This window comes from Sphingomonas citricola (genome assembly GCF_019429535.1).
Lineage (GTDB): Bacteria > Pseudomonadota > Alphaproteobacteria > Sphingomonadales > Sphingomonadaceae > Sphingomonas > Sphingomonas citricola.
Genome location: NZ_JAHXZM010000003.1, coordinates 375,119 through 391,200, shown reverse-complemented (window position 1 = coordinate 391,200; position 16,082 = coordinate 375,119). Strand labels below are relative to the sequence as shown.

14 protein-coding genes are annotated in these 16,082 nt (G+C 69.6%); 10 read left to right on the top strand and 4 right to left on the bottom strand.

The genetic code is table 11. From position 1 onward, the window contains the following. Positions 1–65: 65 nt before the first annotated feature. The 7 genes from KZ810_RS09565 to KZ810_RS09535 all read left to right on the top strand — a co-directional run bounded on the left by KZ810_RS09565 (position 66) and on the right by KZ810_RS09535 (position 9,691). Positions 66–2,117: a M13 family metallopeptidase gene (locus KZ810_RS09565; protein ID WP_219768851.1), complete on the top strand. Its 2,052-nt coding sequence runs from the start codon at positions 66–68 to the stop codon at positions 2,115–2,117. A gap of 13 nt (positions 2,118–2,130) precedes the next feature. Next, entirely contained in the window at positions 2,131–4,512 is a 2,382-nt protein-coding gene (locus KZ810_RS09560; RefSeq protein ID WP_219768850.1) for a hybrid sensor histidine kinase/response regulator, read from the top strand. Positions 4,513–4,575: 63 nt separating this feature from the next. After that, positions 4,576–4,923, top strand: a complete 348-nt coding sequence (locus tag KZ810_RS09555; protein WP_219768849.1) for a response regulator — start codon at positions 4,576–4,578, stop codon at positions 4,921–4,923. 91 nt (positions 4,924–5,014) lie between these two features. Then, the gene (ilvD, locus tag KZ810_RS09550; protein WP_219768848.1) at positions 5,015–6,736 is read left to right on the top strand and encodes a dihydroxy-acid dehydratase; all 1,722 of its coding nucleotides are present in this window, start codon (positions 5,015–5,017) and stop codon (positions 6,734–6,736) included. Continuing rightward, positions 6,717–7,121: a hypothetical protein gene (locus tag KZ810_RS09545; RefSeq protein WP_308461528.1), complete on the top strand. Its 405-nt coding sequence runs from the start codon at positions 6,717–6,719 to the stop codon at positions 7,119–7,121. The genes ilvD and KZ810_RS09545 overlap by 20 nt, the downstream gene beginning before the upstream one ends. Beyond that, positions 7,118–8,509: an NAD(P)H-hydrate dehydratase gene (locus KZ810_RS09540; RefSeq protein WP_219768847.1), complete on the top strand. Its 1,392-nt coding sequence runs from the start codon at positions 7,118–7,120 to the stop codon at positions 8,507–8,509. The genes KZ810_RS09545 and KZ810_RS09540 overlap by 4 nt, the downstream gene beginning before the upstream one ends. A 9-nt stretch (positions 8,510–8,518) precedes the next feature. Further along, a complete protein-coding gene (locus KZ810_RS09535) occupies positions 8,519–9,691 on the top strand; it encodes a class I SAM-dependent RNA methyltransferase (RefSeq protein ID WP_219768846.1) in 1,173 nt (390 codons plus the stop codon). On the opposite strand, the gene truA is transcribed toward KZ810_RS09535, so the two are convergent. Both truA and fmt read right to left on the bottom strand, forming a co-directional pair. Next, complete coding sequence (gene truA / locus KZ810_RS09530) at positions 9,685–10,422, bottom strand: tRNA pseudouridine(38-40) synthase TruA (protein WP_219768845.1); 738 nt, start codon at positions 10,420–10,422, stop codon at positions 9,685–9,687. The genes KZ810_RS09535 and truA overlap by 7 nt on opposite strands. Further along, a complete protein-coding gene (gene fmt, locus KZ810_RS09525; RefSeq protein WP_219768844.1) occupies positions 10,419–11,333 on the bottom strand; it encodes a methionyl-tRNA formyltransferase in 915 nt (304 codons plus the stop codon). The genes truA and fmt overlap by 4 nt, the downstream gene beginning before the upstream one ends. 80 nt (positions 11,334–11,413) lie before the next feature. Here fmt and recR point away from each other — a divergent pair, with 80 nt between their 5' ends. The 3 genes from recR to KZ810_RS09510 all read left to right on the top strand — a co-directional run bounded on the left by recR (position 11,414) and on the right by KZ810_RS09510 (position 14,309). Then, complete coding sequence (recR, locus tag KZ810_RS09520) at positions 11,414–12,010, top strand: recombination mediator RecR (protein ID WP_219769072.1); 597 nt, start codon at positions 11,414–11,416, stop codon at positions 12,008–12,010. 33 nt (positions 12,011–12,043) lie between these two features. Further along, the gene (gene def, locus KZ810_RS09515) at positions 12,044–12,607 is read left to right on the top strand and encodes a peptide deformylase (RefSeq protein WP_219768843.1); all 564 of its coding nucleotides are present in this window, start codon (positions 12,044–12,046) and stop codon (positions 12,605–12,607) included. 283 nt (positions 12,608–12,890) lie between these two features. Then, positions 12,891–14,309: a DNA recombination protein RmuC gene (locus KZ810_RS09510; RefSeq protein ID WP_219768842.1), complete on the top strand. Its 1,419-nt coding sequence runs from the start codon at positions 12,891–12,893 to the stop codon at positions 14,307–14,309. 4 nt (positions 14,310–14,313) lie between these two features. Here KZ810_RS09510 and KZ810_RS09505 read toward each other — a convergent pair whose 3' ends face one another. Continuing rightward, the gene (locus tag KZ810_RS09505; protein WP_219768841.1) at positions 14,314–15,237 is read right to left on the bottom strand and encodes an arginase family protein; all 924 of its coding nucleotides are present in this window, start codon (positions 15,235–15,237) and stop codon (positions 14,314–14,316) included. Positions 15,238–15,275: 38 nt separating this feature from the next. Beyond that, positions 15,276–16,073 (bottom strand): TrmH family RNA methyltransferase, encoded by a 798-nt coding sequence (locus KZ810_RS09500; protein ID WP_219768840.1) that lies wholly within the window; start codon positions 16,071–16,073, stop codon positions 15,276–15,278. Positions 16,074–16,082: the final 9 nt, after the last annotated feature.

Here is a 16,082-nt window from a genome sequence, read left to right as displayed (position 1 = left end):
GGAGGCTGGCGCGCTCCCTTGCCCGAGCCTAAGGAATGGTCATTCCTCCGTACGGGTGATTGTTCATGCGTCGTTCGATCCTGTTTCCTGCACTTTCCGCCGCCGCGCTGATCCCCGCGGCGCTTCTCGCACAGACCGCGGCGCAGCAGCCCGCCCCCGCGGCTGACGAGCCCGCGCGCACGGGCCCGCGCTACGGCACCTTCGGCTTCGACACCGCGGGCATGGACCGCTCGGTCAAGCCCGGCGACGACTTCTACGATTTCGCCAACGGTACCTGGGCGAAGACGACGCAGATCCCGGCGGACGAGGCCAATTACGGCGCCTTCTCCGTCCTCGCCGACCTGTCGCGTCAACGCACCCGCGGCTTGCTCGAGGCCGCGCGCGGCAGCGGCAATTCGAAGATCGGTCAGGCCTATTCGACCTTCCTCGATACCGCCGCGATCGACCGCGCCGGGCTCGCACCGATCCAGCCGTGGCTCGCGAAGATCAAGGCGGTCGACAAGTCGGGCTATGCCGCGTTGCTGGCGGAGGCGGATCGCAACGGCGTCGACACGCCCTTCGGCGTCTATGTCGCGCAGGACGACAAGGATCCCGACCATTACGCGGTCAGCGTCTCGCAGGCCGGGCTCGGCATGCCCGACCGCGATTACTACCTCAGCACCGATGCGAAGCTCGCGCAGGCGAAGGCCGCGTATCAGGCGCATCTCGCCCGCCTGCTGACTCTCGCGGGGGAGCCGAATGCGGAGGCGCGCGCCGCCGCTTTGGTCGCGTTCGAGACCCAGATCGCACGTGTCAGCTGGACCCGCATCGACAGCCGCGACGCCGACAAGACCTACAACAAGATGACGCTGGCGCAGCTTCAGCAATCCGCGCCGGGGTTCGACTTCGCGACCTATATGCGCGCGAACAAGACCGCGGCCGATACGGTGATTGTCGCGCAGCCGACCGCGATCGCCGGGATCGCGCAGGCGATCGGCACCGCACCGATCGCCGTGCTGCGCGACCAACTGCTGGTGCGCAGCTTCGACGGCTTCGCCGACGTTTTGCCGCGCGCCTTCGATGCCGAGAATTTCGCCTTCTACGGCACGGTGCTCAGCGGCACGCCGCAGCAGCAGGAGCGGTGGAAGCGCAGCGTCGACTTCACCAGCGCCGCGCTCGCCGACGAGGTCGGCAAGGTCTATGTCGCGCGCTACTTCCCGCCCGAGACGAAGGCGGCGGCGGACGAGCTCGTTCGTAACGTCATCGCCGCGATGAACCGCCGCATCGACACGCTGACCTGGATGGCGCCCGAGACGAAGGTCAAGGCGCACGCAAAGCTCGCCGCGTTCACGCCGCGGATCGGCTATCCGTCGAAATGGCGCGATTATTCCGCGCTGGAGATCAAGGCGGGCGACGCGTTCGGCAACAGCCTGCGCGCGAACCAGTGGCGCCACGACTATAACGTGACCAAGCTCGGTCGCCCGATCTATCGCTGGGAATGGGGCATGACCCCGATGACGGTCAACGCGCAGGCCGATTTCAGCCTCGTCGCGATCACCTTCCCCGCCGCGATCCTCCAGCCGCCGTTCTTCGATCCCAAGGCCGACCCCGCGGTCAATTACGGCGGGATCGGCGCGGTGATCGGCCACGAGATGAGCCACCATTTCGATGATCAGGGTGCGAAATACGACGCGCACGGCCGGCTGACGCAGTGGTGGACCGACGCCGATGTCCAGCGTTTCGGCGCGCTCAGCCAGCGACTCGTTCAGCAATATGACGCCTATCAGCCGCTGCCCGGCATGAACGTGAAGGGTGCGCTGACCCTCGGCGAGAATTCGGCTGATCTGGCGGGCCTGTCGGCGGCCTACGACGCCTATCATGCCTCGCTCGGCGGCAAGCCTGCGCCGGTGCTCGGCGGCTATACCGCCGATCAGCGCTTCTACCTCGGCTGGGCGCAGGTGTGGCGCCGCAATTACCGCGAGGCGAACCTGCGCCAGCGTCTGCTGACTGATCCGCACGCGCCGTCGCAGCAGCGCACCGACATCGTCCGCAACATGGACCCGTGGTATTCCGCGTTTCAGCCCAAGCCCGGCGACAAGCTTTATCTCGCCCCCGACGCGCGCGTGAAGATCTGGTGACGATCACGCGTCGATGCGCGCAGGGGGATCAGGGATAGCGGGCGGCCCGCGCGCCGCGCTGCTGATCGCGCTCGCCGCCGGGGCGGTGGCGGGCGGCCTCGTGCTGTGGCTGATCGGCAGCATCGTCGTCGCGGCAGGCTTCCTCGCCGCGGCGGTGGTGATCATGGGCGTCGCAATCGGCCTGCGCGTCGCCTTTGCCAAATCACCCGTGGTGGAACCGGTGACCGACTGGTCGCTCGCCGCCGCACTGGCGGGCAGCAACGCCGACGCGGTCGCGGTGACGGGGCGCAGCGGGCATCTCGTCTGCGCCAATGCGGCGTACGAAACGCTGTGCGACGGTTTCCCGACGCCGCCCGCGCTCTCGGTCTCCGACGCCGATCTCGTGCGGCTGACTGCGGCCGGGCGCGATGCGTGGCGCGATGGTCAGGCGACGCTCGCGCGGATCGAGGTCGCGGGGGCGCCGCTCTCGGTCGAGGTGACGCGCTCGGGCCACGCGGGCGATCACCTCGTCTGGCGCTTCGCCGGGCAGCGCGCGGTCGACACGCTCGGCGATCTCGCGCGCGAACTGGCCGGCACGCTCGGCGACCGGCTGGGGGAGGCCGGGGTCATGGCCGCGCTGATGGATCCCGCGGGCCGCGTCGTCGCGGGCAACCGCGTGCTGTGCGCGCGCGCGCTCGGGCGGGCCGATGCCGCGATCGCGGGTCACGACCTCGCCGAGCTCCTCGTCGGCGACGCGCACGGCACCGTCCACTTCACCCGCGACGAGGAGGCGGCGCCGCTCCGCCTGCTCCAGGTCGCGCTCGGCAGCGGGGAGGGGACGCCGATGCTCGTCGCGCTGATCGATGACCTCGGTAGCGCCCCCGCGGTCGGCAACCCGCAGGACGTGCAGACGCTCCTGTCGGTCATCCCCTTCGGCCTCGCGTTGGTCGACCGCGAGGGGAGGTTCATTGCCATGAACGCCGCTTTCGCCCGCATGGCCGCCGCCGAGCCAGCCGCGCCGCCGCTCTATCCCGGCGACCTCGTCGTTCGAGAGGACAAGGCCGCGGTCGCCGACGCGGTGCGGCGTTTCACCACCGGGGGCGCGCAGTCGGCCGACCTCGCCATCCGGTTGAAGGGACACCCCGACGAACCCGTTGCGCTTTCGATCGCCGCCACGCGCGGCTTCGGTGGTGCCTCGGTGCTGCTGTCGTTCAAGGAGAATGGCGAGGAGAACCGCCTCAAGCGCGAGGTCGCGCAGGCGACCAAGATGCAGGCGGTCGGCCAGCTCGCGGGCGGTGTCGCGCACGATTTCAACAACATTCTGACCGCGATCATCGGTCACTGCGACCTGATGCTGATGCGCCATTCGCCCGGCGACAGCGATTACGACGACATCCAGCAGATCCGCGCCAATTCCAACCGCGCGGCGAGCCTGACGCGGCAGTTGCTCGCCTTCTCGCGCCAGCAGACGCTGCGCCCACAGGTGCTGCAACTGCCCGACGTGGTGTCGGAAGTATCGACCCTGCTGCGCCGCCTCCTCGGCGAGACGGTGGTGCTCGAGGTCAAGCACGGTCGCGATCTCGGCGCAGTCCGGGCCGATCCGGGCCAGCTCGAACAGGTCGTCGTCAACCTGGCGGTCAACGCGCGCGACGCGATGCTGACGAAGGGCCCGGGCGCGACCGGCGGCGGCGGACGCGTCACGATCCAGACGCGCGCCGCGACGATCGCCGAGGTGCGCGCACGCGGCACCGATATCATGCCGCTCGGCGATTATACCGCGCTGGAGATCACCGATACCGGCACCGGCATCCCGCCCGAGGTGTTGCCCAAGATCTTCGAGCCGTTCTTCACCACCAAGGAGGTGGGCAAGGGCACCGGGCTCGGCCTCTCGACGGTTTACGGGATCGTCAAACAGTCGGGCGGATACATTTTCGCGGATTCGCGCCCCGGTCAGGGTGCGACCTTCACAATCTATTTCCCCGTCCACGCCGCGGGCGAGGAGAGTGCCGCCCCGCGCGCGACCGTGCGCACCAAGCCGACCGACACCTGGGGCAGTGGCACGATCCTGCTGGTCGAGGACGAGGACATGGTCCGCGCCATCGCCGAGCGCGCGCTGACGCGGCAGGGTTATACCGTGCTCGCCGCCGATCACGGAGAGGCCGCGCTCGAACTGCTCGAAACCGCCGAACGGCCGAGCCTGATCGTGTCGGACGTGATGATGCCGGTGATGGACGGCCCGACGCTCGCACGCGCGGTGCGGCAGCGCTACCCCGACATCCCGATCCTGTTCATGTCGGGCTACGCCGAGGAGCAGTTGCGCCGCTCGATCGACCTCGATCACGTAGCATTCCTGCCCAAACCCTTCTCGGTCCAGCAGCTCGCCGAGGCCGCGCGCGACGCGCTCGCGAATGGTTGACGTGGATCAAGACGATAACGCCCGAGGTTGCGCTCACCTGCGCGCGCGTTATGGCAAGGTGGAATGACGATGCGCGTGCTCCTGGTCGAAGACGAACCGCTGATCGCGATGATGCTCGAGGACTTCCTCGACGCGCTCGACCGCCAGCACGCGGGCACCGCCGACAGCGTCGCGGCGGCGCTGCCGATGGTGGCGGAGGGCGAGCTCGACGCGGCGATCCTCGACGTCAATCTCCGCGGTGGCGAGAAGAGCTTCGCGATCGCGGAAGCACTGGCGGCGAAGAACATCCCCTTCGTCTTCGCGAGCGGCGGCGGTGGCGAGGATATTGCGCCCGAGTATCGCGATCGGCCGATGCTGCCCAAGCCGTACACGATGGAAGGGGTCGAGCAAGCGCTCGCGCAACTCGGTTGATCCGGTCGCACCGCACGGCCCGCGAACTTTTCTGACAAATCTTCGCATCTAGCCTTGCCATAGCTTGCGCACGCGCAGCATAGCGCGCGGCATGACCACCCGTTTCGACAAGAACCGCCTGCCGAGCCGCCACGTCTCGGTCGGTCCCGAGCGCGCGCCGCACCGCAGCTATTACTACGCGATGGGGCTTTCAGAGGAGGAGATCGCGCGTCCGTTCGTGGCGCTCGCCTCCGCGGGCAACGACAGCGCGCCGTGCAACACGACGCTCGATGCGCAGGCCGATGCGGCGCGCCGCGGGGTGGAACAGGGCGGGGGCATGCCGCGCCGCTTCAACACGATCACCGTCACAGACGGGATCGCGATGGGGCATCAGGGGATGAAGTCGAGCCTCGTCAGCCGCGAGGTGATCGCCGACTCGGTCGAGCTTTCCGTGCGCGGGCATTGCTACGACGCCCTGGTCGGTTTCGCGGGGTGCGATAAGTCGCTGCCGGGCATGATGATGGCGATGCTCCGGCTCAACGTGCCGTCGATCTTCGTCTACGGCGGATCGATCCTGCCGGGCCGGTTCGAGGACCGTGACGTCACCGTCGTCGACGTGTTCGAGGTTGTCGGCCGCTACGCCGCGGGCGCCTGCCCGATCAGCGAGGTGCACGCGCTCGAGAAGGTCGCGTGTCCCGGCCACGGTGCGTGCGGCGGGCAATATACCGCCAACACCATGGCCTGCGTCGGCGAGGCGATCGGTTTGTCGTTGCCCAACAGCAACATGGTGCCGGCACCTTATACCTCGCGCGAGCAGATCGCGGTCGCGGCAGGCGCGCAGGTGATGGAATTGCTCGCCGCCAACATCCGCCCGCGCGACATCTGCACGCGCGAGGCGTTCGAGAATGCCGCGCGCATTGTCGCCGCAACCGGCGGCTCGACCAACGGCGCGCTGCATCTGCCAGCGATGGCGCACGAGGCGGGGATCGAATTCGACCTGTTCGACGTCGCCGAGATCTTCAAGACGACGCCCTATATCGCCGACCTCAAACCCGGCGGAAAATACGTCGCCAAGGACATGTACGAGGCGGGCGGTGTCTACATGCTGATGAAGACGCTGCTGGCGGAAGGGTTGCTCCACGGGGATTGCCTGACCGTCACCGGCCGCACGCTCGCCGAGAACATCGACCAGGTGACGTGGAACCCCGATCAGAAGGTGATCTACGACGCGCGCGCGCCGATCACCCCGACCGGCGGCGTCGTCGGCCTGCGCGGCAGCCTCGCCCCCGACGGTGCGATCGTGAAGGTCGCCGGCATGCACCGGCTCCACTTCGAAGGGCCCGCGCGCTGCTTCGATTGCGAGGAGGACGCCTTCGCCGCGGTCGAGGCACGCGCGATCCGCGAAGGCGAGGTCGTCGTCATCCGTTACGAGGGGCCGAAGGGCGGTCCCGGCATGCGCGAGATGCTGTCGACCACTGCGGCGCTCTACGGCCTCGGCATGGGCGAGAAGGTCGCCCTCATCACCGATGGCCGCTTCTCGGGCGCGACGCGCGGCTTCTGCATCGGCCACGTCGGACCCGAGGCGGCGGACGGTGGCCCCATCGCGCTGGTCGAGGACGGCGACACGATCCGCATCGATGCCGAGTCAGGCACGATCGACCTGCTCGTCGCCGACGACGTGCTCGCCGATCGCCGCGCGCGCTGGCAGGCGCGGCGCAACGACTATGGCTCAGGCGCATTGTGGCGCTATGCCCAGAACGTCGGTCCCGCCTACAAGGGCGCTGTCACCCATCCCGGCGCGAAAGCCGAGACGCATGTCTACGCGGACATCTAGCGCGATCCTGTTTGCGATGCTCGCCGCGGCCTGTTCGCCCGAGCAGACCGCGAACACGCAGGTGCTCGCGAACGTCGAGGCAGTGCAGGATCAGGAAGCGGCCGATGACGGGTTGATCAATTGCGCGGTCGGTTCCGCCGCGACGCTATCGCGCGTGTGCAGCGTCGAGCGGCAGGAAAGCGATCGCGGGCTCGTCCTGACGGTTCGTCACCCCGATGGCGGGTTCCGCCGGCTGCTCGTCACCAGGGACGGGCGCGGCGTCGTCGCCGCCGATGGCGCGCTGCCAGCGCAGGTGACGCTGGTGGGCGCGAACGAGATCGAGGTCGCGCTCGGCGACGACATCTACCGCTTGCCCGCGACCATCAGGGGCGCGGCCGCGAAGTGACGCCGGTCGCGGGCGCTGCCGTCCTGACCGCGGCCGAGATGCGTGCGGCGGAGGCACGCGCCTTCGCAGGCGGCGACGAGCCATTCGCCATGATGCGGCGCGCAGGGGAGGCGTGCGCGCACGCGATCCGGCGCGTGTCCGCGGGTGGCGAGGTGCTGGTCCTGTGCGGCCCGGGAAATAACGGCGGCGATGGCTACGTGATCGCCACCACGCTCGCCGCCGCGGGACATCCGGTCCGCGTCGCCGCACTCGCCGCGCCGCGTACCGACAGCGCCCGACAAGCGCGCGACGCCTGGACGGGACCGATCGAGGCGCTTGCCTCTGCCGCGCCTGCTCCCATACTCGTCGACGCGCTGTTCGGCATCGGCCTCACGCGCGCGCTGGACGACGATGCGGTTGCGTCGCTCAAGCGTCTGTCGACCGCGGCGCGCCTGACGATCGCCATCGACCTGCCGAGCGGCATCGATTCCGACAGCGGTGCGCTCCTCGGATGCCCGACATGCGCCGACATCACGCTCGCGCTCGGCGCGCTCAAGCCCGCACATCTGCTGCAACCCGCCGCCGCGCACTGCGGCGCGGTACGCCTGCTCGACATCGGCATCGTCGCGGATGCGGCGACGTACTCGCTAGCGCCTCCCAGTCTTCCCTCGCCGAACCCAGCGTCGCACAAGTTCAACCGCGGCATGGTCGCGGTCATCAAGGGGCGAATGGCGGGGGCGGCCGAGTTGGCAGCGAGCGCGGCGATGCACGCCGGTGCCGGTTACGTTGCCCTGCTCGGTGCGACGATCCCCGCCGCGCCGCACGCGCTCGTCCGCCGGCCGCTCGATGACGAGTCGCTCGACGACCCGCGGATCGGTGCGCTATTGATCGGCCCCGGGCTCGGCCGCGACGACGCGATGCGCGTGCTGCTCGAGCAGGCGCTTGACACCGACCATCCGCTCGTCATCGACGGCGACGCGCTCCACCTCGTCACGCCCGAGCGGCTGTGCGCACGCCGAGCGCCCCTCATCCTGACCCCGCACGCGGGCGAATTCGCGGCGCTGTTCGGGGAGGGGCAGGGCAGCAAGCTCGATCGCGCGCGTGAGGCGGCGCGGTCCGCGGACGCCGTCGTCGTGTTCAAGGGCGCCGATACCGTGATCGCCGCGCCCGATGGGCGCGCGCGTATCGCGTCCGCGGCGAGCAACTGGCTCTCGACCGCGGGCAGCGGTGACGTGCTCGCGGGTGCGATCGCGGCGTGTCTCGCCACCGGTTTCGATCCGCTCGATGCCGCCGCGGCGGGAGTCTGGCTCCACGGCGAGGCGGCGCGGCAATGCGGCGTCGCGTTCATCGCCGACGATCTCGCGCGCGCGCTGGCGGGTGCGCGTGACGCCGCGACCAAATCGCTCTAGGGCGCGGCGATGAGCATCATCACACGCGTCGCGGCGCGCGGCGAGGGCGTGGCCGACGACGGCCGTCACGTGCGTCTCGCCGCCCCCGGCGACCATCTCGCGCCCGACGGCACGATCACGCCGGGACCGCACCACCAGACACCGCCGTGCCGCCATTTCCCCGAATGCGGCGGCTGCCAGCTTCAGCACCTCGATGACGAGAGCTGGTCCGCCTTCCTGACCGACCGCATCGCCGGCGCGCTAGCCGCGCAGGGGCTGACGACCGATATACGCGCGCCGCAACTCTCCCCGCCGCGCACCCGCCGCCGCGCGACGCTCCACTACGACCCCGCCGGGGTGATCGGCTTCTCGGGCGAGAAGAGCCACCAGCTGATCGACCTGCACGAATGCCACGTGCTCGCGCCCGAACTGTTCGCACTGGTCCGTCCGCTCAAGCGGCTGCTGCCCGTGTTCAAGCCCCGGCGCCGGCTCGACATCCACCTGATCCTCGCCGATCAGGGCGTCGACGTACTGATCACCGGCGTGACGCCCTCCGGGCTCAAGCACGCCGACGCGATCACCGAATTCGCGCAGGCGCACCGCGTCGCGCGGATCGCGTTCGACGACGGGATCGGCCCCGAGACGCATTGGGAGCCCGACGCGGTCACGGTGACGCTCGGCGGCACGCCGGTCCCGCTGCCTCCCTCCGCGTTCCTGCAGGCGACGCGTGAGGGTGAGGCGGCGTTGGTCGCCGCCGTGCAGGAAGCGATTGGTACTCCGCGCATCACCGCCGATTTGTTCGCGGGGCTCGGCACCTTCGCTCTCTCGCTGCCTGGCCGCGTCTATGCCGCCGAGGGCGGGCGCGACGCGATCCTGTCATTGAAGGCCGGTGCCGACCGCGCGCAGCGGCTGGTCTTCACCGAGCACCGCGACCTCTACCGCCGCCCGCTCACCACCGCCGAGCTCGACCGCTTCGACGCGATCGTGCTCGACCCGCCACGCGCCGGCGCGCGCGAGCAGATCGACGCGCTCGCACTCGCGCGGGTTCCGCGCGTCGCTTATGTCTCGTGCAATCCCAGCAGCTTCGCGCGCGATGCGAAGATCATGTGCGAAGGCGGCTATCGGCTCGACTGGATCGTGCCCGTCGGCCAGTTCCGCTGGTCGACCCACACCGAGTTCGCCGCGCGCTTCTCGCGTCAATAATCCGCGTCGACGAAGAACAGCCCGTCGGGGGGGGCATTGAGGCCGAGCTGCGCGCGGTCCGCCGCTTCGAGCGCCTCGCGCAACCGCGCGGTGCTCCACCGCCCGAGCCCGACGAGGACGAGACACCCGACCATCGAGCGTACCTGATGGTGGAGGAACGACCGCGCCGCCGCCTCCACCGCCACGCGGTCGCCCTCGCGCCGCACGCGCAGCCGTGAAAGCGTCTTGACCGGGCTCGCCGACTGGCAATGCACCGAGCGGAAGGTGGTGAAGTCGTGGCGACCGACGAGCATCTGCGCGCCCGCGTCCATCGCCTCGGCGTCGAGTGGTTGCGGCACCTGCCACGCGAGGCCGCGCTCGAACGTCAGCGGCGCGCGGCGATTGACGATGCGATATTCGTAGGAACGCCCCAGGCACGAGAAGCGCGCGTGCCAGTCGTCCGCCACTTCCTCACACGCCAGCACCGCGACCGGTTGCGGCCTGAGCCGCGCGTTCAATGCCTCCATCAGCCGGAACGGCGTGATCGCCTTCGCGACATCGACGTGCGCGCGCATCGCGAGGCCGTGTACGCCCGCGTCGGTCCGCCCCGCCGCGTGTACCGTCGCCGTCTCGCCAGTGATAGTCTGGAGGGCGTCCTCGATCGCGCCCTGCACGCTGGGCCCATGCGGCTGGCGCTGCCATCCCATGAATGGCCGTCCGTCGAACTCGACCGTCAGCGCGAAGCGCGTCACGCGAGTTCGGTGCCCGACGAAACCGGAAACCCGCGCAGCATCTCCTGCGCGCTCGTCACGCCGCGCCCGGCGCGCTGGACCAAGGTCGGGCGGATCGCACCGTCGCCGCATCCGATCGTCAGCGCCGCGTCGACCGTCACGCCCTCGCCGCCGGGAAAGGTGAAGGGCAGCACGTCGGCGGCGAGCAGCTTGACGCGCTCACCCGCGACCTCGAACCACGCGCCCGGCATCGGATTGAATCCGCGTACCATCCGCTCGATCTCGGTCGCGCTCCGCGTCCAGTCGATCTTCGCCTCCGCCTTGCTGATCTTCGCGGCATAGGTGACGCCATCGCCCGGCTGCGGCACCGGCGGGTGCGCGTCCATGTCGGCCAGCACCTCGACCATCAACCGCGCGCCCATCTGCGCGAGCTCGGTGGTCAACTCGCCCGCGGTCTTGCGCGCGATCGGGGTGCGCGCCTCCAGCCGCACCGGCCCGGTATCGAGCCCCGCCTCCATCTGCATGATCCCGACGCCTGTCTCGGCATCGCCCGCCATGATCGCGCGCTGGATCGGCGCGGCACCACGCCAGCGCGGCAAAAGCGAGCCATGGACGTTCAGGCATCCGTGCCGCGGCGCATCCAGCACCGTCTGCGGCAGGATCAGCCCGTAGGCGGCGACCACGCCAACGTTCGCGTTCAGCGCCGCGAACGCCGCCTGCTCATCCGCGCCCTTCAACGACGCGGGCGTCCGCACCGCAATGCCGAGCGCCTCGGCGCGCCGCTGCACCGGCGAGGCGACCAGTTCGCGCCCGCGCCGCCCGCCCGGTCGCGCCGGCTGGCTGTACGCCGCGACGATCTCGTGCCCGGCTTCCACCAGCGCGTCGAGCGTCGGCACCGCGAAGTCGGGGGTTCCCATGAAGACGATCCGCATCGCTGCGCCTTTTCCACATCGCGCGTGCGCCGTCACCCCACACGCTGGCGCAAGGGGCAGCGGATCGCCATATGTCGGCTATGGCATCCCCCGAGATCGAGGCGCTGACGCAGGCGCTGTCCCGTCTGCCCGGCTTCGGTCCCCGCTCGGCCAGGCGCGCGGTGCTGCACCTGGTCAAGAAGCGCGAGAATGCGCTCGTCCCCTTGCGCGCCGCGCTGACCGCGGTCGAGGAACGGCTGTCGACCTGCTCGACCTGCGGCAACGTCGACACCAGCGATCCGTGCGCGATCTGCGCCGACCCGCGTCGTGATCCCCGATCGCTCTGCGTGGTCGAGGACGTGAGCGACCTGTGGGCACTGGAGCGCTCGCGGCTGTTCCCCGGTCGCTTCCACGTGCTCGGCGGGCGTTTGTCCGCGCTCGAAGGCGTCCGGCCCGAGGATCTGGCGATCGAACCGCTCGTCGCGCGCGTTGCGAAGGGCGAGATCGACGAGGTCGTGCTCGCGATGAACGCGACGCTCGAGGGGCAGACGACCGCGCATTACGTCGCCGACCGACTGGAGCGCTATCCGGTGCGGCTGACCCAGCTCGCGCACGGTCTGCCCGTCGGTGGCGAGCTCGACTATCTCGACGAGGGAACGCTCGCGCAGGCGCTGCGCGCGCGGCGCCCTGTCGCTTGACGCCCGAATGACGGCAACCTAGCTGCCCCGGTCATGGCCATTCTCCCTATCGTCGAAGTACCCGATCCCGTCCTGCGCAAGGTGTGCGAACCTGTCGCGGAAGTAACCGACGAGGTACGCGGTATCGTCGCCGACATGTTCGACACGATGTACGACGCGCGCGGCATCGGCCTCGCGGCGAGCCAGGTCGGCATTCTCCAGCGCATCGTCGTCATCGACCTGCAGGAGCGGCCCGAGGGTGACGAGGGTGACGAGGGTGCCGGGGACGAGGCCGACGCCGACGCCGGCGGCACGCGCAACCCGCACGCGTTCATCAATCCCGAACTGCTCTCGGTCAGCGAGGAAACCTCGACCTACAACGAGGGCTGCCTCTCGATCCCCGAGCAATATGCCGAGGTGACCCGCCCGGCGCGCTGCCACGTTCGCTGGCTCGACACCGATGGCCAGTCGCACGAGCAGGAGTTCGACGGGCTGATGGCGACGTGCATGCAGCACGAGATCGATCACCTGAACGGGGTGCTTTTCACCGACCATATCTCGCGATTGAAGCGCGGCATGTTGATGAAGAAGCTCGACAAGATGCGCCGTAACGGCTGATCCCCCACCGCCTTTGAGAGCATGAAGCTGACGGGCGCGCGCTCGACGAAGCGATGACGCCCATTTGCCCGACAACGCGAGAGGGTAGGGTCGGTTATCGGCCGCCAGCGGCAGATGATCCGGCGTCGCTTTGCCCCTTCTCCGGCGCGCTCGTCACCCACATACCCTCTATCCTACACCAATCGTTCGATCTATGTTCCGCCTCCTGCGCCGCCCCCGCGCGCGCAGGCCCGTGCGCGCAGCCGCGTTGGGCTGTGACCTTTGTGACCTTCCGGAGCGCCGCATGGCCGAGACATTGCTGATTGCCCTTATCGCGCTCGTCGTCGGCGCGGCACTCGGCTGGTTCCTCGCGCGTCAGGCCGCGACTGCCGTCGCCGCCGAGCGCGACACGATCCGCACCGAGCGCGACGCCGCGCGTGCCGAACGCGACGCGCAGGCCGAGCAGTTCCGCCGCGCCATCGCCGATCTGGCCGGGGCCGAGGAACGCGCCCGCGCTGCCGAACAACTACGCCTCGATCTCGCGCAGGCGCGCGACGAACGCGAGCATGCCCGCCTCCACGTCTCGCGGCTCGAAGCGGAAGGCCGCGCCGCCGAGCAGCGGATCGCTGACCTGCGCCACGCCGCCGACGAGATGAGCCTGCGCTTCAAGGAAGTCGCGCAATCCGCGCTCGGCGACGCGCAGAAACAGTTCCTAGACCGTGCCGAGGCGCGTCTGCGCCAGAGTGAGGAAGCGACGGGGCAGGGGATCAAGGCGCTGCTGCAACCCGTCAACGATCGGCTGCTGCGCTACGAGGAAGGCGTCCAGCGGATCGAGGCCGAGCGTCGCGACGCGTTCGGCCAGCTCCACGGTCAGATCGAGGCGATGCGTACCGGGCAGGAGCGCGTGTCGAGCGAGGCGGCCAAGCTCGTCAACTCGCTGCGCAACGCGCCCAAGGCACGCGGCCGCTGGGGCGAGCAGCAACTGCGCAACGTACTCGAATCGTGCGGTCTCGCCGAGCACACCGATTTCCAGATGGAGGTCAGCGTCGCGCTTGACGACGGTGCGCGGCTGCGCCCCGACGCGATCGTGCGTATTCCGGGCGGCAAGTCGCTGATCATCGATGCGAAGGTGTCGCTGAACGCTTATCAGGACGCGTTCGGCGCGGTGGACGAGAACGAGCGTCAGCTTGGCCTCGCCGCACACGCGCTGTCGATGCGCAACCATGTCAACGCGCTCGGTGCCAAGGCCTATTGGACGCAGTTCGACGACGCGCCCGATTACGTCATCATGTTCGTGCCGGGCGAGCACTTCCTCGGTGCCGCGCTCGAACATGACCCCAAGCTGTGGGACGACGCGTTCGACCGCCGCGTGCTGCTCGCGACGCCGACCAACCTGATCGCGATCGCGCGTACCGTCTCGGCGGTGTGGCGGCAGGAGAAGCTGGCGGCGCAGGCGCAGGAGATCGCGACGCTCGGCAAGGAACTCTACAGTCGGCTCGCCGTCATGGGCGGGCACGTCGCCAAGCTCGGCAAGAACCTCGACACCGCGATGGGTGCGTACAATTCCTTCGTCGGCAGCCTGGAAAGCCAGGTGCTGACCAGCGCGCGCCGCTTCGAGGCGCTCAACATCGACACCGGCACCAAATCGATCGAGTCGCTGCCCGTCGGTGAGCAGGCGGTGCGTCCGCTGACCAAGCTCAGCTACGACGCGGCGGCGGAATAAGGCTTCAGCGTCGCATCAGCCCGATCGCGACCGTCACCAGCCGTGCCGCGACCTGCGCGCACAGCCGCTGCGGGTCGTCGCGGCTCGGTACGTACTCGGCGAGGATCAGCCCGACGATCTGCCCACGCGCCGCAAGGCCATGGAGCAGGTCGAGGCAATCTTCGTAGGTCAGGCCGCCCGGCGTCGGCATCGCGACCGCCGGGAATGCGGCGGGATCGATCCCGTCGCAGTCGATCGACACGACGTAGCGCTCGCCCCGGGGCCGTTCGTCGAGGACGGCATCGGCCCCACGCCGGTGCCACTCGCGCGCGGTCACGATCTGGTCGCCGAACGCGCGCGCATCGTCGTGCTGCCACGCCTCGCCGCTGCCCAGTCCGCGGATGCCGACCTGGAGCATGCCCGTGACCCACGGCATCTCGGCGACGCGCCGCATCGGCGAGCCATAGCCGTTGTCCTCGTCCTGGATCGTCCCGCCCCAGTCGACGTGCGCGTCGATCTGCACGACGGTGACCGGGCCGAAACCGTCATAGCCGGCGAGCACCGGGATCGGCACCGAATCGTCACCACCCAGCACGACCGGCAACGCGCCCGCCGCGAGCACGTCCTCGACCGCCGCGGCAATGCGATGGCGATTGCCGCCCGCATCCTGCAACCGGGTCACGACGTCGCCGACGTCGACCGCGATCGTCACGGGCTTCTCACCCTTCGCCAGCAACGTCGCGTCGAGATCGAAATCATGCTGCGATACCTGCCCGGCGAACTGCTGCGACGCGGCACGGATCGCGCCGGGCGCATCGGCCGAATGGCTGCGTCTGGCCGGATCGTACGGCGTCGCCTCCGCCGCACCCATGACCACGATCGGCGTCGGGGGCAGGGCATCGAGCGTGGCGGCGGGCAGGCGGAGGAAGGTCGGAAAGCCGGTGGTCACGGCGCACACAACCCGCGGCCAAGCGCTTCGTTGCCGCCTCAGCGATGCCGGGCGAGCACCTCATAGGCCATCACCGCGGTCGCCACCGCCGCGTTCAGACTGTCGGCCTTGCCCAGCATCGGCAGCTTGACCAGCAGATCGCACGCCGCCTCGAACTCCTCGGGCAGCCCCTGCGCCTCGTTGCCCGTCAGCAGGAACGTCGGCGCGGCATATTCGGCGCTGCGATAATCGTGCTCGGTCTGAAGACTGAGCCCGACGAGCTGCCCGGGGCCGCCGCGCAGCCACGCCAGGAACGGCGCCCAGTCGGTCCGCACGATCGGTACGGTGAACAGCGCCCCCATGCTGGCGCGCACCGCCTCAACCGAGAAGGGATCGACGCACTCGCCGATCAGGATCAACCCGCCCGCACCGACTGCGTCGCCGGTGCGCAGGATCGTGCCGAGGTTGCCCGGATCGCGCAGTCGCTCGGCGACCAGCCAGATCGGCGCGGTCGTCCGGTCGAGCGCAGAGAGCGGCGTCTCGAACGCGGCGAACACGCCGACCACCGCTTGCGGATTATCCTTGCCCGACAGCTTGGACAGGATATCGGGCGTCGTCTCGATCGCGTCGCCGCCCGACGCCTCGACCGCGTCGATCAACGCGACCACCAGCGGATGTGCGGCGGAGGCGGCGGCGAAGAACAGGTAGCGCGGCACGCGTCCCGTCTCCCGCGCCTCGGTCAGGATACGCAGCCCTTCGGCCAGGAACATGCCCTGTTCGCGGCGATGGCGCTTGTCGCGCAGGTCGCGGACCTGCTTGATCAGCGGGTTGGAATAAGCGGTGATCTGGCGTGGCATCGGATGTCG